Source organism: Agrobacterium genomosp. 13 str. CFBP 6927 (genome assembly GCA_900012615.1).
GTDB lineage: Bacteria > Pseudomonadota > Alphaproteobacteria > Rhizobiales > Rhizobiaceae > Agrobacterium.
Map to the genome: position 1 here is coordinate 1872840 of LT009756.1, position 21584 is coordinate 1894423.

General features: G+C 58.1%; 29 protein-coding genes. 3 read left to right on the forward strand and 26 right to left on the reverse strand.

Annotated elements, in window-relative coordinates:
• Window positions 1-312: 312 nt before the first annotated feature.
• From rplO to rpsL, 25 genes are all read right to left on the reverse strand, one after another.
• On the reverse strand, window positions 313-792 hold the full coding sequence (rplO, locus tag AGR13A_RS09365; protein WP_035224073.1) for a 50S ribosomal protein L15: 480 nt from the start codon (window positions 790-792) through the stop codon (window positions 313-315).
• A 16-nt stretch (window positions 793-808) separates the two neighbouring features.
• Entirely contained in the window at window positions 809-1015 is a 207-nt protein-coding gene (gene rpmD, locus AGR13A_RS09370) for a 50S ribosomal protein L30 (protein WP_003495212.1), read from the reverse strand.
• Between the two features lie 11 nt (window positions 1016-1026).
• On the reverse strand, window positions 1027-1596 hold the full coding sequence (gene rpsE, locus AGR13A_RS09375) for a 30S ribosomal protein S5 (protein WP_035224070.1): 570 nt from the start codon (window positions 1594-1596) through the stop codon (window positions 1027-1029).
• A gap of 119 nt (window positions 1597-1715) precedes the next feature.
• Window positions 1716-2078: a 50S ribosomal protein L18 gene (rplR, locus tag AGR13A_RS09380; RefSeq protein ID WP_035224069.1), complete on the reverse strand. Its 363-nt coding sequence runs from the start codon at window positions 2076-2078 to the stop codon at window positions 1716-1718.
• 12 nt (window positions 2079-2090) lie between these two features.
• Entirely contained in the window at window positions 2091-2624 is a 534-nt protein-coding gene (rplF, locus tag AGR13A_RS09385) for a 50S ribosomal protein L6 (protein ID WP_035224066.1), read from the reverse strand.
• A gap of 42 nt (window positions 2625-2666) precedes the next feature.
• Complete coding sequence (gene rpsH / locus AGR13A_RS09390) at window positions 2667-3065, reverse strand: 30S ribosomal protein S8 (RefSeq protein WP_004442588.1); 399 nt, start codon at window positions 3063-3065, stop codon at window positions 2667-2669.
• A 12-nt stretch (window positions 3066-3077) separates the two neighbouring features.
• Window positions 3078-3383 carry a 30S ribosomal protein S14 gene (gene rpsN / locus AGR13A_RS09395; protein WP_003495202.1) on the reverse strand — a complete coding sequence of 102 codons (306 nt, stop codon included), beginning with the start codon at window positions 3381-3383 and terminating at the stop codon, window positions 3078-3080.
• A gap of 33 nt (window positions 3384-3416) precedes the next feature.
• Entirely contained in the window at window positions 3417-3971 is a 555-nt protein-coding gene (gene rplE / locus AGR13A_RS09400; protein ID WP_003495201.1) for a 50S ribosomal protein L5, read from the reverse strand.
• Window positions 3964-4272, reverse strand: coding sequence for a 50S ribosomal protein L24 (gene rplX, locus AGR13A_RS09405; RefSeq protein ID WP_003495200.1), 309 nt, complete (start codon window positions 4270-4272; stop codon window positions 3964-3966). Before rplX ends, rplE begins: the two co-directional genes overlap by 8 nt.
• Window positions 4273-4284: 12 nt before the next feature.
• Complete coding sequence (rplN, locus tag AGR13A_RS09410) at window positions 4285-4653, reverse strand: 50S ribosomal protein L14 (RefSeq protein WP_003495199.1); 369 nt, start codon at window positions 4651-4653, stop codon at window positions 4285-4287.
• A 234-nt stretch (window positions 4654-4887) separates the two neighbouring features.
• Window positions 4888-5124, reverse strand: a complete 237-nt coding sequence (gene rpsQ / locus AGR13A_RS09415) for a 30S ribosomal protein S17 (protein ID WP_003495195.1) — start codon at window positions 5122-5124, stop codon at window positions 4888-4890.
• 11 nt (window positions 5125-5135) lie between these two features.
• Window positions 5136-5336 carry a 50S ribosomal protein L29 gene (gene rpmC, locus AGR13A_RS09420; protein WP_003495193.1) on the reverse strand — a complete coding sequence of 67 codons (201 nt, stop codon included), beginning with the start codon at window positions 5334-5336 and terminating at the stop codon, window positions 5136-5138.
• A 12-nt stretch (window positions 5337-5348) separates the two neighbouring features.
• Window positions 5349-5762: a 50S ribosomal protein L16 gene (rplP, locus tag AGR13A_RS09425; protein WP_003495190.1), complete on the reverse strand. Its 414-nt coding sequence runs from the start codon at window positions 5760-5762 to the stop codon at window positions 5349-5351.
• 38 nt (window positions 5763-5800) lie between these two features.
• Window positions 5801-6532 carry a 30S ribosomal protein S3 gene (gene rpsC, locus AGR13A_RS09430; protein ID WP_035224065.1) on the reverse strand — a complete coding sequence of 244 codons (732 nt, stop codon included), beginning with the start codon at window positions 6530-6532 and terminating at the stop codon, window positions 5801-5803.
• Window positions 6532-6921, reverse strand: a complete 390-nt coding sequence (rplV, locus tag AGR13A_RS09435; protein WP_003495184.1) for a 50S ribosomal protein L22 — start codon at window positions 6919-6921, stop codon at window positions 6532-6534. Before rplV ends, rpsC begins: the two co-directional genes overlap by 1 nt.
• A 2-nt stretch (window positions 6922-6923) precedes the next feature.
• A complete protein-coding gene (gene rpsS, locus AGR13A_RS09440) occupies window positions 6924-7202 on the reverse strand; it encodes a 30S ribosomal protein S19 (RefSeq protein WP_003507772.1) in 279 nt (92 codons plus the stop codon).
• Between the two features lie 15 nt (window positions 7203-7217).
• Window positions 7218-8054, reverse strand: a complete 837-nt coding sequence (gene rplB / locus AGR13A_RS09445; protein ID WP_003507771.1) for a 50S ribosomal protein L2 — start codon at window positions 8052-8054, stop codon at window positions 7218-7220.
• Window positions 8055-8097: 43 nt separating this feature from the next.
• Window positions 8098-8391, reverse strand: a complete 294-nt coding sequence (locus AGR13A_RS09450) for a 50S ribosomal protein L23 (RefSeq protein WP_003495178.1) — start codon at window positions 8389-8391, stop codon at window positions 8098-8100.
• Window positions 8388-9008 (reverse strand): 50S ribosomal protein L4, encoded by a 621-nt coding sequence (rplD, locus tag AGR13A_RS09455; protein WP_003495173.1) that lies wholly within the window; start codon window positions 9006-9008, stop codon window positions 8388-8390. The genes AGR13A_RS09450 and rplD overlap by 4 nt, the downstream gene beginning before the upstream one ends.
• A gap of 12 nt (window positions 9009-9020) precedes the next feature.
• Window positions 9021-9662, reverse strand: a complete 642-nt coding sequence (rplC, locus tag AGR13A_RS09460; RefSeq protein ID WP_003507769.1) for a 50S ribosomal protein L3 — start codon at window positions 9660-9662, stop codon at window positions 9021-9023.
• Between the two features lie 168 nt (window positions 9663-9830).
• Window positions 9831-10139 carry a 30S ribosomal protein S10 gene (gene rpsJ, locus AGR13A_RS09465; RefSeq protein ID WP_003507767.1) on the reverse strand — a complete coding sequence of 103 codons (309 nt, stop codon included), beginning with the start codon at window positions 10137-10139 and terminating at the stop codon, window positions 9831-9833.
• Window positions 10140-10451: 312 nt separating this feature from the next.
• On the reverse strand, window positions 10452-11627 hold the full coding sequence (gene tuf, locus AGR13A_RS09470) for an elongation factor Tu (protein ID WP_003507684.1): 1176 nt from the start codon (window positions 11625-11627) through the stop codon (window positions 10452-10454).
• Window positions 11628-11692: 65 nt separating this feature from the next.
• Window positions 11693-13792, reverse strand: a complete 2100-nt coding sequence (fusA, locus tag AGR13A_RS09475) for an elongation factor G (RefSeq protein WP_080834948.1) — start codon at window positions 13790-13792, stop codon at window positions 11693-11695.
• 34 nt (window positions 13793-13826) lie between these two features.
• On the reverse strand, window positions 13827-14297 hold the full coding sequence (gene rpsG, locus AGR13A_RS09480) for a 30S ribosomal protein S7 (protein ID WP_003507761.1): 471 nt from the start codon (window positions 14295-14297) through the stop codon (window positions 13827-13829).
• 77 nt (window positions 14298-14374) lie between these two features.
• A complete protein-coding gene (gene rpsL, locus AGR13A_RS09485) occupies window positions 14375-14746 on the reverse strand; it encodes a 30S ribosomal protein S12 (RefSeq protein ID WP_003507760.1) in 372 nt (123 codons plus the stop codon).
• A gap of 529 nt (window positions 14747-15275) precedes the next feature.
• Here rpsL and AGR13A_RS09490 point away from each other — a divergent pair.
• The 3 genes from AGR13A_RS09490 (at window position 15276) to AGR13A_RS09500 (ending at window position 17113) form a co-directional block, all read left to right on the forward strand.
• Complete coding sequence (locus tag AGR13A_RS09490; RefSeq protein WP_035224059.1) at window positions 15276-15569, forward strand: hypothetical protein; 294 nt, start codon at window positions 15276-15278, stop codon at window positions 15567-15569.
• Between the two features lie 11 nt (window positions 15570-15580).
• Complete coding sequence (locus AGR13A_RS09495) at window positions 15581-15931, forward strand: VOC family protein (protein ID WP_080834951.1); 351 nt, start codon at window positions 15581-15583, stop codon at window positions 15929-15931.
• A gap of 99 nt (window positions 15932-16030) precedes the next feature.
• Complete coding sequence (locus tag AGR13A_RS09500; protein ID WP_080836720.1) at window positions 16031-17113, forward strand: helix-turn-helix transcriptional regulator; 1083 nt, start codon at window positions 16031-16033, stop codon at window positions 17111-17113.
• Between the two features lie 132 nt (window positions 17114-17245).
• Here the strand turns inward: AGR13A_RS09500 and rpoC are convergent, their stop codons facing one another.
• Window positions 17246-21454 carry a DNA-directed RNA polymerase subunit beta' gene (rpoC, locus tag AGR13A_RS09505; RefSeq protein ID WP_035224054.1) on the reverse strand — a complete coding sequence of 1403 codons (4209 nt, stop codon included), beginning with the start codon at window positions 21452-21454 and terminating at the stop codon, window positions 17246-17248.
• Window positions 21455-21584 lie beyond the last annotated feature (130 nt).

Genomic DNA, 21584 nt, shown 5'->3' on the forward strand with positions numbered 1-21584 from the left:
CCGGCCAGAAAACCGGCCAATGCGGAAAGGTCTAAAAGATACCGGTTCAAAAACCGGGCTTCGGACGAACACGGCTTTGCGCCGCCATCATGCCTCACCCTGTTTTTTTATGTCCTATCCCCTCCCCTATGGAAGTTCAAGAACTGTGAGGCTCTCCCTGCAGCACTTTATGCCGCATGCGGACCGCTTGAAAGCCGAACCGCGAAGAGTTTGCCTTGATGCCTGTATAAATCGATTTAGATCGAAAGCACCAGTGGCCAGGGAGCGCAAACGCCCGGAGCGACGATGCTCCGGGCGTCTGAAGTCTATATATTACTCGGAGGCTTCTGCTGCAACTGCGAGAAGCTTGATCGAGCCGCCAGCCTTTTCGATCTTTTCGATTGCGGGCTTGGAAGCACCGGCAACTTCGAAAGCGACCTTGGCCTTCAGTTCGCCGTCCGCGAGAATGCGAACGCCGTCCTTGGCGCGACGGATAACGCCGGCAGCCTTGAGAGCGGCAGCATCGATCGTTGCGGAAGCGTCGAGCTTCTTGGCGTCGATGGCGGTCTGAATGCGGCCGAGCGATACGACAACATATTCGGAAGCGAAGATGTTGTTGAAACCGCGCTTCGGCAGACGACGGTAGATTGGCATCTGACCGCCTTCAAAACCGTTGATGGCGACGCCCGAACGAGCCTTCTGACCCTTCACACCGCGACCACCGGTCTTGCCCTTGCCGGAACCGATACCGCGACCTACGCGGATACGGTCCTTGGAGGCGCCTTCGTTGTCTCTGATTTCATTGAGTTTCATGATAGGTTACTCCGTCTCACTTCTCGTCAACGACGCGAACGAGATGCTGGACCGCACGGATCATGCCGCGAACCGCAGGAGTATCTTCCAGGGTACGCTGACGATGCATCTTGTTGAGACCCAGACCGACCAGCGTCTGACGCTGGATTGCCGGGCGGCGAATAGGGCTGCCGATCTGTTCGACCGTAACAGTCTTCTTGGCTTCAGTAGTCTTCTTGGCCATGATCCAGCTCCTTATTCTTCAGAAGCGTTGCCGGAGGCGGCACGGCGAGCCTGAAGCGTTGCATACTTGAGACCGCGCTGTGCAGCGATGTCCTTCGGATGAACCTGATGCTTCAGAGCGTCGAACGTTGCGCGAACCATGTTGTACGGGTTCGAAGAACCGGTCGACTTGGCAACAACGTCGTGAACACCCAGGGTTTCGAAAACGGCGCGCATCGGACCACCGGCGATGATACCGGTACCGGCCTTGGCCGAACGCAGCAGAACCTTGCCTGCGCCGTGACGGCCATTGACGTCGTGATGCAGCGTGCGGCCATCGCGCAGCGGAACGAAGATCAGATCGCGCTTGGCGCTCTCGGTAGCCTTACGGATGGCTTCCGGAACTTCGCGAGCCTTGCCGTGACCGAAGCCGACGCGGCCCTTCTGGTCGCCAACGACGACGAGAGCGGCGAAGCCGAAGCGACGGCCACCCTTAACAACCTTTGCAACGCGGTTGATCGCGACCAGCTTGTCGACGAATTCGCTATCGCGTTCTTCGCGGTTCTGGCGATCTTCGCGAGAACCTCTTTTATCCTGTGCCATTGTCCTTGTCCTTTTTCTTTTACGGGTGGAACGGCAAACGAAAAGACCACCGGCCTCTTTGAGGAGACCCGCATGGCCCGGTGAAATTCCGCCCGGATCGTTGTCCGGGCGGAAAAAAATCAGAAGTTCAGACCGCCTTCGCGGGCAGCTTCAGCCACGGCCTTGATGCGGCCATGATAGATGAACGCGCCACGGTCGAATACGACATCCTTGACGCCAGCCTTGACGGCGCGCTCGGCGACGAGCTTGCCTACGACAGCTGCTGCTGCAACGTCGGCGCCGGTCTTGAGCGAGCCGCGCAGATCGGCTTCGAGCGTGGAGGCAGACGCAAGCGTCTTGCCAGCAACATCATCGATGATCTGGGCGTAGATGTTCTTCGACGAGCGATGAACCGACAGGCGCGGGCGGCCATTGGCAACCGCCTTGATCTGGCGGCGCACACGGCTCGCGCGACGTGCAAGTGCTTCTTTCCTGCTAGCCATTTCGCGTGATCCTTACTTCTTCTTGCCTTCTTTGCGGACGATACGCTCTTCAGCGTACTTCACGCCCTTGCCCTTGTAGGGCTCGGGACCACGGTATTCGCGGATTTCCGCGGCAACCTGGCCAACCTGCTGCTTGTTGATGCCGGAAACGATGATTTCCGTCGGCTTCGGAACGGCAATGGTGATGCCGACCGGAGGCTCGTAAACAACGTCGTGGGAGAAGCCGAGAGCCAGCTGCAGGTTCTTGCCCTGCATGGCGGCACGGTAACCAACGCCGTTGATTTCGAGCTTGCGCTCATAGCCGTCCTTAACACCCTTGAAGATGTTCTCGATCATCGTGCGGGACATGCCCCACTTAGAACGAGCTTCCTTGGTGCCGTTAGCGGGCGTTACGGAAACGCCGTTATCTTCGAGCTTCAGCTGGATTTCATCGTTTGCGACGAAAAACAGTTCACCCTTCGGGCCCTTCGCAGTGACCTTCTGGCCGTCGACATTGGCCGTCACACCTGCGGGAACCGGAACGGGCTTTTTACCGATACGAGACATTATTCAATCCTGTCTGTTCGTTATGGAGATCTCTACCCGGCCTTAGAAGACCGAGCAAAGAACCTCGCCACCAACGTTCTGTTCGCGAGCCTGGTGATCGGCCATCACGCCCTTCGGAGTCGAAAGGATGGTGATGCCGAGGCCGTTCGCGACCTGCGGAATGGACTTTACCGAGACATAAACCCGGCGGCCCGGCTTGGAAACGCGGCCGATCTCACGGATCACGGATGCGCCTTCGTAGTACTTCAGCTCGATGGTGAATTCGGACTTGCCGTTTTCGAAATCGACCTTGGAATAACCGCGAATGTAGCCCTCAGACTGCAGCACGTCGAGAACGCGTGCGCGCAGGCTGGAAGCGGGCGTGCTTACCGACGACTTGCGGCGAGCAGCACCATTGCGGATGCGGGTGAGCATATCACCCAAAGGATCAGTCATGGTCATGTGCCCGTCTCCTTACCAGCTCGACTTGACAATGCCCGGCACCTTGCCGGAATTGCCCAGCTCACGAAGCGCGATACGCGACATCTTGAGCTTGCGATAGAACGCGCGCGGACGGCCCGTTACTTCGCAGCGGTTGCGGATACGCGTCTTCGAGCCGTCACGCGGCAGCGAAGCGAGCTTCAGAGTGGCCTTGAACCGGTCTTCGATCGGAAGGGACTGGTTCATCACGATCGCCTTCAGTGCAGCGCGCTTGGTGGCCTGCTGGGCGACCGACTTGCGGCGGCGCTTGTTCTTTTCAACTGCGCTTGTTTTCGCCATATCGGAGTTCCTTTTCTACGCTCGTCGTTACGGTTAGTGACGGAACGGGAAGTTGAACTCTGTAAGCAGAGCCCGAGCTTCGTCGTCCGACGTCGCCGTCGTGCAAACGATGATGTCCATGCCCCACATCTGATCAACCTTATCGTAGTTGATCTCAGGGAACACAATGTGTTCCTTGATGCCCATGGCGAAGTTGCCACGGCCGTCAAAGCTCTTGGGGTTCAGACCCCGGAAGTCGCGAACGCGCGGCAGCGCGATGTTGACCAGACGATCAAGGAATTCGTACATGCGGGCGCCACGAAGGGTAACCTTCGCACCGATCGGCATGCCTTCGCGTACCTTGAAACCTGCGATCGAGTTGCGAGCGCGGGTAACGACCGGCTTCTGGCCAGCAATTGCAGCCAGATCGCCGGCAGCAATGGTGGGCTTCTTGGAATCGGCAGTCGCTTCGCCAACACCCATGTTGATCACGATCTTTTCAAGCTTCGGGATCATCATCACGTTGGCGTAGGAGAACTTCTCCTGCATGGCGCCACGGATACGGGAAACGTATTCCGTCTTGAGACGCGGCTCGTACTTATCAGCCATCGATCACTTCTCCCGAACGCTTGGCCACGCGGACCTTCTTGCCATCCACAACCGAGAAGCCAACGCGGGTCGGCTTGCCATCCTTGTCGACGATGGCGATGTTGGAGATGTGCAAGGATGCTTCCTTGTTGATGATGCCGGCTTCCTGGGCCTGGGTCTGGCGCTGGTGACGCTTCACCATGTTTACGCCACGCACAACGGCACGGTCTTCCTTCGGCATCACCTGGATTACTTCGCCGGTACGGCCCTTGTCCTTACCGGTCAATACGACAACCTTGTCGCCTTTACGAATTTTCTGCATCGCCATTGCTCCTTATAGTACTTCCGGAGCCAGCGAGATGATCTTCATGTGGTTCTTGGCGCGAAGTTCGCGCGGAACCGGTCCGAAGATACGGGTGCCGATGGGCTCTTTCTTGTTGTCGATAAGAACGGCTGCGTTGTTATCGAAACGGATGACGCTGCCGTCAGCGCGGCGGATGTCCTTGGCGGTGCGAACGACAACCGCCTTCATCACGTCGCCCTTCTTGACGCGGCCGCGCGGAATAGCTTCCTTGATGGAAACGACAATGATGTCGCCAACAGAAGCATATTTGCGCTTCGAGCCGCCCAGCACCTTGATGCACATGACACGACGTGCGCCGGAATTATCCGCCACGTCGAGGTTTGTTTGCATCTGAATCATGTCAGGTCGCCTTCTTGTTGTTACCGGAACGGTTGGGCAAACTCTCCCGAGCGAGCCCCCTGCCCCAGCTTATGAATATCTCTTTTTTTGCGCGGAAATGTCGTGACAGGGTGGTTTCCCAAGGGACCTTCCGTGCGCATCAAAGCAAAAGACGCTCGATTCACGAGCGTCCTTGCGGTGCTTCATACAGGATTTCGCGCCAAGTACAAGAGACCTGGCGCGATTCTGATGAAATTAAGCCTGGGCGGATACAACCGTCCAGCGCTTGTCCTTGGAGATCGGTGCGCATTCCTCGATGGAAACGACATCGCCGACCTTATACTGATTGTTTTCGTCGTGCGCCTTGTACTTCTTCGAACGGCGAACGGTCTTCTGAAGCAGCGGGTGAGCGAATCGACGCTCAACGCGGACAACGACAGTCTTCTCGTTCTTGTCGGACACTACGACGCCCTGCAGAATGCGTTTCGGCATATTATTTTTCCTTAGGCCTTGGCTTCTGCCGCCTTCTGGCGGGCAATGGTTTTAACGCGGGCGATGTCCTTGCGGACTTCGTTGATGCGCGAGGACTTCTCCAGCTGACCAGTTGCCTTCTGGAAGCGCAGGTTGAACTGCTCCTTCTTCAGATCGGCGAGCTTGTCCTTGAGCTGGTCGGCGCTGAGGCCGCGAACTTCATCGGCTTTCATGTGCCTTGCTCCTTACTCTGCGATGCGCTGTACGAAGCGCGTCTTGACCGAGAGCTTGGCAGCGCCGAGACGAAGCGCCTCACGGGCGATCTCCTCGGACACACCGTCGATCTCGAACATCATACGACCGGGCTTGACCTTGCATGCCCAGTAATCGACCGAACCCTTGCCCTTACCCATACGAACTTCGGTCGGCTTTGCCGTAACCGGAACGTCAGGGAATACGCGGATCCACACACGACCTGCGCGCTTCATGTAACGCGTGATCGCGCGGCGGGCCGCTTCGATCTCGCGTGCGTTCACGCGGTTCGGTTCCTGCGACTTCAAGCCGAATTCACCGAATGCCAGGTCAAAGCCGCCCTTGGCGACGCCCTTGATGCGTCCCTTGAACTGCTTACGGTACTTAGTACGCTTTGGCTGCAACATTTTCTTACTTCTCCGAGCTTATCTTTCGCCAGCGTCAATCAAGCGTTTTCGCGACGACGATCGGGACGATCGCCACGCTCACGGCTTGCAGGGCCCTGTGCGTCGCCTTCGAGACCGCGACGCTCAGAAGCCATCGGATCGTGCTCAAGGATTTCGCCCTTGAAGATCCAGACCTTGATGCCGCAGATGCCGAATGCGGTTTCAGCTTCTGCCGTGCCGTAATCGATGTCCGCACGCAGCGTGTGCAGCGGAACGCGGCCTTCGCGGTACCATTCGGTACGAGCGATTTCAGCACCGCCGAGACGGCCGCCGCAGGTGATCTTGATGCCTTCGGCGCCAAGACGCATTGCGGACTGAACAGCACGCTTCATCGCACGGCGGAAAGCCACGCGGCGCTCGAGCTGCTGAGCGATCGACTGGGCAACCAGCGTCGCGTCGATTTCCGGCTTGCGCACTTCAACGATGTTGAGGTGCGTTTCGGAGTCGGTCATCTCGGAAAGCTTCTTGCGAAGCTTCTCGATGTCCGCGCCCTTCTTGCCGATGATCAGACCCGGACGAGCCGAGTGGATCGTGACGCGGCACTTCTTGTGCGGACGCTCGATGACCACCTTGGCGATACCGGCCTGCTTGAGTTCCTTGATCAGGTAAGCCCGGATCTTCAGGTCTTCATGCAGAAGCTTGCCGTATTCGGCAGTGTCAGCGTACCAACGGCTATCCCAGGTACGGTTGATGCCGAGGCGGAAGCCGATCGGATTGATTTTCTGACCCATTATGCGGCCTCCCCTTTTTCCTCAACTTCACGAACAACGATCGTGAGGTGAGAGAACGGCTTTTCAATGCGAGATGCACGACCACGGCCACGGGCGTGGAAACGCTTCATGGTGATGGACTTGCCAACATAGGCCTCGGCGACGACGAGAGCGTCGACGTCGAGGTCATGGTTGTTTTCCGCATTGGCAATCGCAGATTCGAGCGTCTTCTTGACGGTGCCTGCGATGCGCTTGCGGGAGAATTCGAGCTCGGCGAGAGCGCGATCAACCTTCTTGCCACGGATAAGAGCGGCAACCAGGTTCAGTTTCTGGGGGCTGACGCGGAGCGTACGGGCAATGGCCTGAGCCTCATTGTCCTTCAGCCGGCGTTCGGTCTTAGCCTTCGCCATGATTACTTCCTCTTTGCCTTCTTGTCCGCGCCGTGACCGTAATAGGTACGGGTCGGAGAGAATTCACCGAACTTGTGTCCGACCATGTCTTCGTTGACGGAGACGGGCACATGCTTGCTGCCGTTATAAACGCCGAAGGTCAGACCGACGAACTGCGGCAGGATCGTGGAGCGACGGCTCCAGATCTTGATTACTTCGTTACGTCCGCTCTCGCGCACCTTCTCAGCCTTGGTGAGAAGATAGCCGTCAACAAACGGACCTTTCCATACTGAACGAGCCATTAGTGACTACCTCTCTTACTTCTTACGCTGATGGCGCGAGCGCATGATGAACTTGTCGGTCGACTTGTTCGAACGGGTGCGCTTGCCCTTCGTGGGCTTGCCCCACGGAGTAACCGGGTGGCGACCACCCGACGTGCGACCTTCACCACCACCGTGCGGGTGGTCGACCGGGTTCATGACGACGCCGCGAACGTGCGGACGCTTGCCACGCCAACGCGAACGACCAGCCTTGCCATCGTTGATGTTGCCGTGATCCGAGTTCGAAACAGCGCCGATCGATGCGAGGCACGAGCCATGCACCAGACGCTGTTCGCCCGAGTTGAGACGCAGGATGGCCATACCGGCATCGCGGCCGACGAGCTGGACATACGTACCGGCGGAGCGAGCGATCTGACCGCCCTTGCCCGGCTTCATCTCGACGTTGTGGATGATCGAACCGACCGGAATGTACTGAAGCGGCATGGTGTTGCCGGGCTTCACGTCCACTGCCTTGTCGGAGGCGATCACCTTGTCACCGGCAGCGAGACGCTGTGGCGCGAGAATGTAAGCCTGTTCGCCGTCGGTATACGTAACCAGCGCGATGAACGCGGTGCGGTTGGGGTCGTATTCCAGACGCTCAACGGTGCCTTCAACGTCGAACTTGCGACGCTTGAAATCCACCAGACGATAGGTCCGCTTGTGACCGCCACCCTGGAAACGGACGGTGATCCGGCCCTGGTTGTTGCGGCCACCCTTGGAGCTGAGGCCCTGGGTGAGAGCCTTTACCGGCTTGCCCTTGTAGAGCGAAGCGCGGTCCACGATAACCAGCTGGCGCTGGCTCGGCGTGGTCGGATTGAAACTTTTCAATGCCATATTCTTGTTCCCTTTTGGGTCTTTGCCCGCTTGGGCCTAACCTTTAGAGTCCGGTGGACACGTCGATGGATTGACCTTCGGCGAGCGTAACGACGGCTTTCTTGACGTCCTTAAGCTTACCGGCGAACCCACGGAAACGACGGGTCTTACCCTTGCGGATAAGCGTGTTCACAGCCGTGACTTTGACACCGAAGAGAGCTTCCACGGCAGCCTTGATTTCAGGCTTGGAAGCGCTCTTGGCGACGTTGAATACGACCTGGTTCTGTTCGGATACCAGCGTCGACTTTTCCGTGATCGAAGGAGATACGATCACATCGTAGTGGCGAAGATCCGTCATTTGAACCGCTCCTCCAGAGCCTCTACAGCAGCCTTGGAAAGCACCAGCTTGCCACGGCGCAGGATGTCGTAAACATTGATGCCCTGTACCGGCAGAACGTCCACATTCGGGATGTTCTGGGCTGCGAGCTTGAAGTTGCCATCAAGTTCAGCGCCACCGATAACGAGAGCGTTGGTCAGGCCAAGCGAAGCGAAGCTGCCCAGCAGAGCCTTGGTCTTTGCTTCGGACGCAACGAGCTGATCGACGATGATCAGTTCTTCAGCCTTCAGCTTTGCAGACAAAGCGTGACGCAGAGCAAGCGCGCGAACCTTCTTGGGAAGGTCGTGGGCGTGGCTGCGAACGACCGGGCCGTGGGCCTTGCCGCCGCCGCGGAACTGCGGTGCGCGAGCCGAATGGTGACGAGCGCGGCCCGTACCCTTCTGCTTGTACATCTTCGCGCCGGTGCGGGAAACTTCCGACCGGTTCTTGGACTTGTGGGTTCCCTGCTGCTTCTTTGCAAGCTGCCAGCGAACCATGCGGGCCAGGATGTCCTGGCGGGGGTCGAGGCCGAAGATCTCATCCGACAGAGAAACCTTGCCGGCGTCTTTTCCCTCGAGGGTCTTGACGTTCAATTCCATGATAAGGCTCCCTTACTTCGCAGCCGACTTGACGGCGTCGCGGACGATGATCCAGGAACCCTTCGAGCCGGGAACTGCACCCTTCACGAGGATGAGGCCACGGTCTTCATCGGTCGAAACGACTTCGAGGTTCTGGGTCGTAACGCGCGTCTGGCCCATATGACCAGCCATGCGCTTGCCCTTCCAGACGCGGCCCGGATCCTGGTTGTTACCGGTCGAACCGTGTGCACGGTGCGATACGGAGTTACCGTGCGAAGCGCGGCCACCACCGAAGTTGTGACGCTTCATAGCACCGGCAAAGCCCTTACCGATCGTGGTTCCAGTGACGTCGACCAGCTGGCCGGACTGAAAATGATTTGCGGTCAGTGTTGCACCGATGTCGATCAGGTTCTCGGGGGAAACCCGGAACTCGACGAGCTTAGCTTTCGGTTCGACATTGGCAGCGGCAAAATGACCGCGAAGCGCCTTCGTCGTGTTCTTGACCTTGGACTGGCCGGCACCGAGCTGAACTGCGGTATAGCCATTCTTGTCTTCCGTGCGCTGGGCAACGACTTGTACGTTATCCAGTCGCAATACTGTTACAGGGATATGTTCACCTGCGTCATTATAGACGCGTGTCATACCCACTTTCTGTGCAATCACACCTGAACGCATTGGTTCATCCTCTTGCGAGCCTTGAAGGGAAAACCCTCTCTGGCCTTTGTTAAGGAGTGCCCTTCGACATCTCACGATGTTTCCGGTCTCCGGTTTGGAAGTCGTTGGATTGCTCCACGTACCTTCCTTGTTATTTCAGCCCTCACCTTGGATGGATCGGGCCGGGTCTTAGAGCTTGATTTCCACGTCAACGCCAGCAGCGAGGTCGAGCTTCATCAGAGCATCGACAGTCTGCGGGGTGGGGTCAACGATATCGAGAAGACGCTTGTGCGTCCGCATTTCGAACTGTTCACGGCTCTTCTTATCAACGTGGGGAGAGCGGTTGACGGTAAACTTTTCGATGCGGGTGGGGAGCGGAACCGGGCCGCGAACGCTGGCGCCGGTGCGCTTTGCGGTCGACACGATTTCACGGGTAGAGGCATCGAGGATCCGGTGATCGAACGCCTTGAGGCGGATACGGATATTCTGGCCGTTCATTCGTCTTGTCCTTGTTCTTTGTTATTCGTTTCCGCACGCGGAAACACATGAACTTCTATTGATCGTGGCGCCGCAGATTTTCAAAAATCGAGAGAGATGCGCGTCGCACCCCAATCATTTCGGTAGTCTGTATTGCTAAAAAACACCGCGCTTCGCAATCGCTTGCGAATCCAGCGGTGATTGTGAGTGCGCGTTTACGCGCTTTCACCGAATTTTTCAAGCACTAAAAATGCAACGCCGCCAGGCTTTTTATGAAAAGTCCGGCGGCGGTGTTATTCACACCGCCGACAGTCAGAATTTCAACAGTCGAAATTACTCGACGATCGAAGCCACGATGCCGGCGCCGACGGTACGGCCGCCTTCGCGGATAGCGAAGCGCAGCTTTTCTTCCATCGCGATCGGAACGATCAGCTCGACTTCAACCGTGACGTTGTCGCCAGGCATAACCATTTCCGTGCCTTCCGGCAGCGAAACGATACCCGTCACGTCCGTCGTGCGGAAGTAGAACTGCGGACGGTAGTTCGTGAAGAACGGCGTATGACGGCCGCCTTCTTCCTTCGTCAGGATGTAGGCTTCTGCCATGAACTTCTTGTGCGGCTTGACCGAACCCGGCTTGCACAGGATCTGACCACGCTCAACGCCGTCACGGGTAACGCCGCGAACCAGCGCACCGATGTTGTCGCCGGCCTGGCCCTGGTCGAGCAGCTTGCGGAACATTTCAACGCCGGTAACCGTCGTCTTCGAGGTCGGACGAATGCCGACGATTTCGACTTCTTCACCAACCTTGACGATACCGCGCTCAACGCGACCCGTCACAACCGTACCACGGCCAGAGATCGAGAACACGTCTTCGATCGGCATCAGGAACGGCTGGTCGATCGGACGCTCAGGCGTCGGGATGTAGGCGTCAACAGCGGCCATCAGCTCGCGGATCGCGTCTTCACCGATCTTCTTGTCAGAATCTTCAAGAGCGGCAAGAGCCGAACCCTTGATGATCGGGATATCGTCGCCCGGGAAGTCGTAGGACGACAGAAGTTCGCGAACTTCCAGCTCGACGAGCTCGAGAAGCTCGGCGTCGTCAACCTGGTCGACCTTGTTGAGGAACACGACGATTGCCGGAACGCCAACCTGACGGGCAAGCAGGATGTGCTCGCGGGTCTGCGGCATCGGGCCGTCAGCAGCCGAGCAAACCAGGATCGCGCCGTCCATCTGGGCAGCACCGGTGATCATGTTCTTCACGTAGTCGGCGTGGCCGGGGCAGTCAACGTGCGCGTAGTGACGGGCAGGCGTCTCATACTCAACGTGGGCCGTCGAAATCGTGATACCACGTGCCTTTTCTTCAGGCGCGGCGTCGATCTGGTCATACGCCTTGAACTCGCCGAAGAACTTCGTGATCGCGGCGGTCAGCGACGTCTTGCCATGGTCAACGTGACCGATCGTGCCAATGTTGACGTGCGGCTTATTGCGCTCAAACTTGCTCTTTGCCATTAGTGGCTCTCCATTCTTGTCCCTTGACGGGAATAATCTTCAAAATTCGGTGGGGCGTACCCCGATCACTTCTGACCGGAGTACTTAGCCTGGATTTCCTGCGCCACGTTCGACGGAACCGGCGAATAGTGATCGAACGTCATCGAGTACTGAGCGCGGCCCTGCGACATGGAGCGCAGGTTGTCGACGTACTTGAACATGTTCGCGAGCGGAACATGCGCGTTGATGACAACGGCGATACCACGGCTTTCCTGACCCTGGATCTGACCACGGCGGGAATTGAGGTCACCGATAACGTCACCGACGTAATCTTCCGGCGTAACGACTTCGACCTTCATCATCGGCTCGAGAAGCTGTGCACCAGCCTTCTTCGCTGCTTCACGGAAGCAGGCACGCGATGCGATTTCGAAGGCGAGAACCGACGAGTCAACGTCGTGGAATGCACCGTCGATCAGGGTCGCCTTGACGCCGAGCATCGGGAAGCCAGCGAGCGGACCGGAAGACAGGACGCTTTCGATACCCTTCTGAACGCCCGGGATGTATTCCTTCGGAACAGCACCGCCGACGATCTTGGATTCGAACTTGAAGTCTTCGCCTTCGGGGTTCGGTTCGAAGATGATCTTCACGCGAGCGAACTGACCGGTACCACCGGACTGCTTCTTGTGCGTGTAGTCTTCTTCGTGCTGACGCGTGATGGTTTCGCGATAGGCAACCTGCGGAGCGCCGACGGTGGCTTCAACCTTGAACTCGCGACGCATACGGTCAACGAGAATGTCGAGGTGAAGTTCGCCCATGCCCGCGATGATCGTCTGACCGGATTCTTCATCCGTCTTGACGCGGAACGAAGGATCTTCAGCAGCCAGACGGTTGAGCGCGAGGCCCATCTTTTCCTGGTCGCCCTTGGTCTTCGGCTCGATCGCGATCTGGATGACCGGCTCGGGGAATTCCATGCGCTCGAGGATAACCGGCTTCAGCGGATCGCAGAGCGTATCGCCAGTGGTGGTTTCCTTGAGGCCAGCCAGAGCAACGATGTCGCCTGCAAAGGCTTCTTCGATGTCTTCACGGCTGTTGGAGTGCATCTGCAGCATACGGCCGACGCGCTCGCGCTTGTCCTTGACCGTGTTGATGACAGACGTACCCTTTTCGAGCTTGCCCGAGTAGATACGTGCGAAGGTCAGCGAACCGACGAAGGGGTCGTTCATGATCTTGAACGCGAGCATGGAAAGCGGCTCGCTGTCGTCGGCATGACGTTCGATTTCGGCTTCGGTCTTGAAGTCGATACCCTTGATCGCCGGAATGTCCAGCGGAGAAGGCAGGTAGTCGACGACGGCGTCGAGAAGCGGCTGAACGCCCTTGTTCTTGAACGCGGTACCGCAGAACATCGGGTGGAACTTCACGTCGATGGTGCCGCGGCGAACGAGCGCACGGATCTTGTCGTTGTCGGGCATGATGCCGTTCAGGTAGTCTTCCATCGCTTCTTCGTCGATCTCGACAACGGTCTCGATCAGCTTTTCGCGATATTCGTCAGCCTTGGCCTTCATATCATCAGGGATTTCGACGACGTCCCACTGAGCGCCGAGCGATTCGTCGCGCCAGATGAGTGCGTTCATCTCGATCAGGTCGATAACGCCCTTGAACTCGGTCTCAGCGCCGATCGGCAGCTGCATGACAACGGCGATGGCGCCGAGACGGGTCTTGATCATTTCTACCGAGCGGTAGAAGTCAGCACCGGTCTTGTCCATCTTGTTGCAGAAGATCATGCGCGGAACATGATACTTCTCGGCCTGGCGCCAGACGGTTTCCGTCTGCGGCTCAACACCGGCGTTGGCGTCGAGCAGCGCGATGGCGCCGTCGAGAACGCGCAGCGAACGCTCGACTTCAATGGTGAAGTCGACGTGGCCGGGGGTGTCGATGATGTTGAAGCGGCGCATCTTGCCGTCGCGACCCTTCCAGAAGGTCGTGGTGGCTGCGGAGGTGATGGTGATACCACGCTCCTGCTCCTGCTCCATCCAGTCCATGGTGGCAGCGCCATCGTGAACTTCGCCGATCTTGTGCGACTTACCGGTGTAATAAAGGATACGCTCGGTGGTCGTCGTCTTGCCGGCGTCGATATGCGCCATGATACCGAAATTGCGGTAGTCTTCGATTTTATATTCGCGAGCCATAATGGACTGCCTTTCGATATGCGACCGGTTAAGATTACCAGCGGTAATGCGAGAATGCGCGGTTGGCGTCAGCCATCTTGTGCGTGTCTTCGCGCTTCTTGACAGCGGAACCGCGGTTGTTCGCAGCGTCCATGAGTTCGCCGGAAAGGCGATCGACCATGGTCGTTTCGTTGCGCTTGCGGGCAGCCGTGATCAGCCAGCGGATGGCGAGGGCCTGACGGCGCTCGGGGCGAACGTCGACGGGAACCTGATACGTGGCACCACCGACGCGGCGCGAACGCACTTCAACGTGCGGAGCAACGTTGTCGAGGGCGGAGTGGAACACGCCGAGCGGCTCCTGCTTCGTCTTGCCCTGAACGACGTCGAATGCGCCGTAAACGATGCTTTCTGCGACCGACTTCTTGCCGTGAAGCATGATGGCGTTCATGAACTTGGTGACGACCAGATCGCCGAACTTCGGGTCCGGGTTGATCTCACGCTTTTCTGCACTATGGCGACGGGACATATTCTTTGTCTCTCAATGTTATTGACGCTAAACCACGCGGAGAACCTCGCGCAGCGCCGGAATTTGTTAAACCCGAATTACTTCGGACGCTTCGCACCGTACTTGGAGCGGCGCTGCTTGCGGTTCTTGACGCCCTGGGTATCGAGAACACCGCGGATGATGTGGTAACGCACGCCCGGCAAGTCCTTTACGCGGCCGCCGCGGATCATGACCACGGAGTGTTCCTGAAGGTTGTGACCTTCGCCCGGAATGTAGCCGATGACTTCGAAGCCGTTGGTGAGGCGGATCTTGGCAACCTTACGCAGAGCCGAGTTCGGCTTCTTCGGGGTCGTCGTGTAAACGCGGGTGCAAACGCCACGCTTCTGCGGGTTTTCCTGAAGAGCAGGAACCTTGTTGCGCTTTACCTGTGCCTGGCGAGGCTTGCGGATCAGCTGGTTTACGGTAGGCATATAACCATCCCTTGCAAAAACTACTTTAGCCACCCTCACGGGTGGCGGCTATGCCGTTGCCGGCGACGATGCACGCATATATCCTCATGCGCAAAACGTGGCCCGATCCGTTTTCACGGATGGACCACCAAGAGCAGAGGACACCGGATGAGGCGTCTTGCGTGCAACATTCGTGTCTTCTACGTGCAATGGAGACCCGTTTGAGATGATGTTCGGGAAAAAGGTTACCGAACGGCCAGCACCCACAGAGGCTCCGATGGCGGGCGTACTACTGTTTTAGCCAGCTTTCGTCAAGGGTGAATCCACATTTTGCGGGGGCACCCGCGGCCACAAAGCCCGCGCACGGGCCATTTCTCCCCGCTTCTAACATAAGTCATCGTCGCCAACAGCGATTTTGACCTCCGGCCTTTGGCTTTTCATAAAATCCGTCTATTGATTCCCTCAGGCGGACCAAAGACTTCACCCGCCGCGCGCAAGACCGAATCCGGCCGACCCGCGTACTCACAACGACACATCAAGGAACCGCGTCATGAGCACCCTCCCCGACAACGACAATGGACGCGACGAGCCGATGGTCTTCATCGTCATCGGCAAGGCTTACGAGAACGACAATTCCGAGGGCATCGACATCCACGTCATCCTGCGCGCGCCGGATGATGACACCGCCGTCCGTGAAACGCTGAACGCGCTTTCCGAGGAAGGTTTCATCGAAGCCGATCTCGACCAGATCGGCATGCTGACCGAAGTGCCGGATGAGGAGCCGCATGCTTCCGCCTATCAGGGCGCATTGGAAGGCGAAGTCGCCATCATCCGCTTCGCCTGAGAGCCGGCCAGATGACGGTCATACGCATCGTCGCCAATATAGCGACACCCGACCTGACAAAAGCGGGTGTCTTTTACCGCGATATTCTTGGCATGAGCGTCGCCATGGACCACGGCTGGATCGTCACCTATGCAAGTCCTCTGGAAGCCATGGTGCAGATCAGCTTCGCCAGCGAAGGAGGCTCCGGCACAGCCGTTCCGGATCTCTCCATCGAGATCGACAATTTCGACGAGGTTCACGCCAAAATCCTGAAGGCGGAACTGCCGATCGAATACGGCCCCGTCTCCGAGCCCTGGGGCGTCCGCCGCCTGTTTCTGCGCGATCCCTATGGAAGACTTGTCAATATATTAAGTCACTCATAGAATATATACTTTACATACAATAGTATTAATTACATCATCTATTGAACAACACGAAAACATCAGCTTAAAGTGGTCCCGGCGCAATATTTCGGTGGCGGGTTGAATAATATATCGTCGGCAGACATCCTTGATGACATCTATGAAGCGGCACTCTTCCCCAACCGTTGGGCAAAGGTCATAGCCGCAATCGGCCACCGGCTGGATTTCTGGGGCGGGGCGCTCACCTGGGGCAAGGGCGAGGAAGAGGCCTGGCTCTTCACGCCGAATTTCCAGGAACTGATGCAGGCCTTCATGGAGGGCGGCTGGAATCATCGCAATGACCGGCTCACCCGCGCCGTCCGCGAGGGACAGTTTTCCTTTGTGCATGATTTCGATGTTTTCACCCACGATGAATGGGCCGGGCTGCCGATCGTGCGTGACTTCCTGATGCCGCGCGGACTCGGATATGGTGTGGCGACCCAGGTCGCTCCACCCGATCATCCAGAAATGACGGTGATTTTTGAACGCAAGCTCGACAGCGGTATCATCGGACCGGAGACGATGGCGGCGCTCGGCGGACTGAGACCGCATATCGCTCGCAGTCTCACGCTGGCGACCCGGCTGCAGCGTCAGAAAGCCGATGCGATGACGCTTGGCCTCAACGCCGTCGGCGCGCCGGCGGCGGTGCTTCAGGCAAGCGGACGCATTCTCTCCGCCAATGACCTGTTTCTTTCACTTCAGAAATGTATCTCCACACGCGCCCGTGACAGGATTCTGATTTCCGATGAAAGGGTCAACCGGCTGCTTTACAGTGCACTTGCAGGACATAGCGTCGGTTCCTTCCCCCTGCCGACCGAAGACAGGGCATGCATACTGCACGTCATACCGCTACGAAAGGACGCGCTGGACCTTTCCCCGAACGGCTCGGCCATCGTATTGATATCCCAGCCCTCAGACACGGTCTTCGACGCCACGCCGCTGCTGAAGGGGCTTTATGACCTCACCAAGGGCGAAGCCCGTGTTGCGCTGGAAATCATGAAGGGGCTTTCCCTTCCCGCCGTGGCAAAGCAATTGCGCATCTCTCATGAAACGGTGCGCAGCAACGCCAAGTCGATCTATGCCAAAACCGGCAGTACCGGCCAGACCGATCTCGTCCGCCGCCTTTCCGTTCTGACGCGCTACACCATCGGCGGACAGGGCTGAGAACACGCCGGCACTGATGATCTGAAAGATCAGATCAGCTCTCCCACCCGCCAAACAAAAAAACGCCCGGATCACTCCGGGCGTTTTCGTTACTGAACTTCGGCGGGGCTTCGTAAAGCCCCTGCCCTGACCTTATTCCGCAGCCGGAACCTGATCCGTCATGTCCTGCAGCATCTGGTTCGCAGAACCTGCACCCGTACCCTTGCGGCGTTCCTCGAGGATGAGGTCGTCGCGCGAGGTGGCGATGCGGCGGATCTGCGTCATGGTGCCGCCAGTACCAGCCGGGATGAGGCGGCCGACGATGACGTTTTCCTTGAGGCCCTGCAGCGTGTCCGTCTTGCCAGCAATCGCAGCTTCCGTGAGAACCTTGGTGGTTTCCTGGAACGATGCGGCCGAGATGAAGGACGGCGTCTGCAGCGAAGCCTTGGTGATGCCGAGCAGAACCGGCTCGCCATAGGCAGGCTTCTTGCCTTCTTCGATCAGGCGGTCGTTGTTGTCGTCGAGCTCGATGCGATCGACGTTGTCACCAACGATGTACTGGCTATCGCCGGCATCGGTGATTTCAACCTTCTGCAGCATCTGGCGAACGATCACTTCGATGTGCTTGTCGTTGATCACAACGCCCTGCAGACGGTAGACTTCCTGAATTTCGTTCACGAGGTAGGAAGCCAGAGCCTCCACGCCCTTGATCGCCAGAATGTCGTGCGGTGCCGGGTTGCCGTCGAGAATGTACTCGCCCTTCTCGATGTAGTCGCCTTCCTGAAGATGGAAGGGCTTGCCCTTCGGGATCAGGTATTCGACCGGCTCGACGCCATCTTCCGCAGGCTCGATCATCACGCGACGCTTGTTCTTGTAGTCGCGGCCGAGGCGGATCGTACCATCGATCTCGGCGATGATGGCGTGATCCTTCGGACGACGGGCTTCGAACAGTTCGGCAACGCGCGGCAGACCACCGGTGATGTCCTTCGTCTTGGCGCTTTCCAGCGGCGAACGTGCAAGCACGTCACCCTGGGAGACCTTCGAACCCGGCTCGACCGACAGAATGGCGTCGACGGAGAGCTGGAAGCGGGCTTCGCCACCACGGGCAAGCTTCGCGACCGCGCCGGAAGCGTCCTTGATGACGATCGCGGGCTTCAAGTCCGAACCGCGCGGCGTCGAACGCCAGTCAATGACCTGACGCTTGGTGATGCCGGTGGATTCGTCGGTCGCTTCCAGAACGGAAAGACCGTCGACGAGGTCTTCGAAGTGAACGGTACCTTCCACTTCCGTCATCATCGGACGGGTGTAGGGGTCCCACTCTGCAAGACGCTGACCACGCTTAACCTTGTCGCCATCATCCACGAAGATCTTCGAACCGTAAGCGACACGCTGCGAGGAACGTTCCGCGCCGCGCTCATCAAGGATCGTAACGGACATGTTACGGCCCATGGCGATGAGAACGCCTTCGGAGTTCCGCAGGATGTTGCGGTTCTTGATCTGGATCGTGCCTTCATACGACGCTTCGAGGAACGACTGGTCGACCACGTTCGCCGTACCACCAAGGTGGAACGTACGCATGGTGAGCTGCGTGCCCGGTTCACCGATCGACTGTGCGGCGATGACGCCAACGGCTTCGCCCATGTTGACAGGCGTACCGCGTGCAAGGTCACGACCGTAGCAGACGCCGCAGACACCGATCTGCACTTCGCAGGTCAGAGCCGAACGGATGCGGACGGACTGGATGCCAGCCTTTTCAATGGCGGCCACATCGGCCTCATCGATAAGCGTGCCGGCCTTGACGATGTTCTCGCCGGAAACCGGATGATCGATATCATCAAGAGCCGTACGGCCGAGGATACGTGCGCCAAGCGAGGCAACGACCTGACCGGCATCGACGATGGCGGTCATGGTGAGGCCCTTGTCAGTGCCGCAATCCACGGAGTTGACGATGCAATCCTGTGCGACGTCGACGAGACGGCGGGTAAGGTAACCCGAGTTCGCCGTCTTCAGGGCGGTGTCTGCAAGACCCTTACGGGCACCGTGGGTCGAGTTGAAGTACTCGTTAACGGTCAGGCCTTCCTTGAAGTTCGAGATGATCGGCGTCTCGATGATTTCACCCGACGGCTTCGCCATCAGGCCGCGCATGCCGCCCAGCTGACGCATCTGGTTCGGAGAACCGCGGGCGCCCGAGTGGGACATCATGTAGATGGAGTTCATCGGCTTCTGGCGGCCCGTTTCCGGATCGAACTCGACAGCCTTGATGCGTGCCATCATCTCTTCGGCGACCTTTTCGGTAGCCTTGCCCCAAGCGTCGACAACCTTGTTGTACTTTTCGCCCTGGGTGATGAGACCGTCATTATACTGCTGTTCGTATTCCTTCACCAAGGCTTCGGTGTCACCGACGATCTTCACCTTGCTGTCCGGAATGACCATGTCGTCCTTGCCGAACGAAATGCCGGCACGGCAGGCATGGGCAAAGCCGAGCTGCATGATGCGGTCGCAGAAGATGACCGTGTCTTTCTGGCCGCAATGACGGTAGACCGTGTCGATCATCTTGGAGATGTTCTTCTTGGTCATTTCCTGGTTGCAGACGTCGAAAGGCACGTTGACGTTCTTCGGCAGAAGTTCGCCGATGAGCATACGGCCTGGGGTCGTTTCATGGATCTTCGAAACCGGCTTGCCATCGGCATCCACGGTCTTGAAGCGGCCGCGGATCTTGGCATGCAGCGTCACGACCTTGTTTTCAAGCGCGTGATGCAACTCGCCGATATCCGAGAAGGCCATGCCTTCGCCCGGCTCGTTCTGGTTCATGATCGACAGGTAATACAGGCCGAGAACCATGTCCTGCGAAGGAACGATGATCGGGTGGCCGTTTGCCGGATGCAGGATGTTGTTGGTCGACATCATCAGCACGCGCGCTTCCAGCTGGGCTTCCAGCGAGAGCGGAACGTGAACAGCCATCTGGTCACCGTCGAAGTCGGCGTTGAAGGCCGTGCAGACGAGCGGGTGCAGCTGGATGGCCTTGCCTTCGACCAGCATGGGTTCGAAAGCCTGGATACCCAGACGGTGCAGCGTCGGTGCGCGGTTCAAGAGAACCGGATGCTCGCGGATGACCTCGTCGAGGATATCCCAAACTTCGGGCTTTTCCTTTTCAACCAGCTTCTTGGCCTGCTTGACGGTCGAGGAATAACCCTTGGCGTCGAGGCGGGCGTAGATGAACGGCTTGAACAGTTCGAGCGCCATCTTCTTCGGCAGGCCGCACTGGTGCAGCTTCAGTTCCGGACCGGTCACGATGACCGAACGACCGGAATAGTCGACGCGCTTGCCAAGAAGGTTCTGGCGGAAGCGGCCCTGCTTGCCCTTGAGCATGTCGGAGAGCGACTTCAGCGGACGCTTGTTGGCACCCGTGATGACGCGGCCGCGACGACCGTTGTCGAACAGCGCATCGACGGATTCCTGCAACATACGCTTTTCGTTGCGGATGATGATGCCAGGCGCACGAAGCTCGATCAGGCGCTTCAGACGGTTGTTACGGTTGATGACGCGACGATAGAGATCGTTAAGGTCAGACGTCGCAAAACGGCCGCCATCCAGCGGAACCAGCGGACGCAGGTCCGGCGGAATGACCGGAACGACCTTCATGATCATCCATTCAGGACGGTTGCCCGACTCCATGAAGTTCTCGACGATCTTCAGGCGCTTCATCAGCTTCTTCTGCTTGAGATCAGACGTGGTCTCAGCAAGTTCGGCACGCAGGTCGCCAGCGATCTTTTCGAGGTTCATCGAAGCCAGCATCTCGTAGATGGCTTCAGCGCCGATCATGGCGGTGAACTGGTCTTCGCCGAACTCGTCGACGGCAATCATGTACTCTTCTTCGGACAGAAGCTGGTTCTGTTTCAGCGAAGTGAGGCCGGGTTCCGTGACGATGTAGTTCTCGAAATAGAGAACGCGCTCGACATCCTTCAGCGTCATGTCGAGCAGGGTCGAGATACGCGAGGGAAGCGACTTCAGGAACCAGATATGGGCAACCGGCGCTGCGAGCTCGATATGGCCCATGCGCTCACGGCGAACGCGCGACAGCGTGACTTCGACGCCGCACTTTTCGCAGATGATGCCCTTGTACTTCATGCGCTTGTACTTGCCGCACAGGCACTCATAGTCCTTGATCGGTCCGAAGATGCGCGCGCAGAAGAGACCGTCGCGTTCCGGCTTGAACGTACGGTAGTTGATGGTTTCCGGCTTCTTGATCTCGCCGTAGGACCACGACAGGATTTTTTCCGGCGAAGCGATCGAAATCCGGATGGAATCGAAATGCTGCGCAGGCACCTGAGGATTGAAAAGATTCATGACCTCTTGGTTCATGCCTTGTCTCCTTGAGAGGCTAGCTGCTGCCCCTGTTTGCATCTGGACCGGCTTCTTCCCGGGTCACCGTCCAGAGCTTTAAATACGGATTTAACCGCACAATGCGGCGAAAGTGTCCCACACCGGCCTG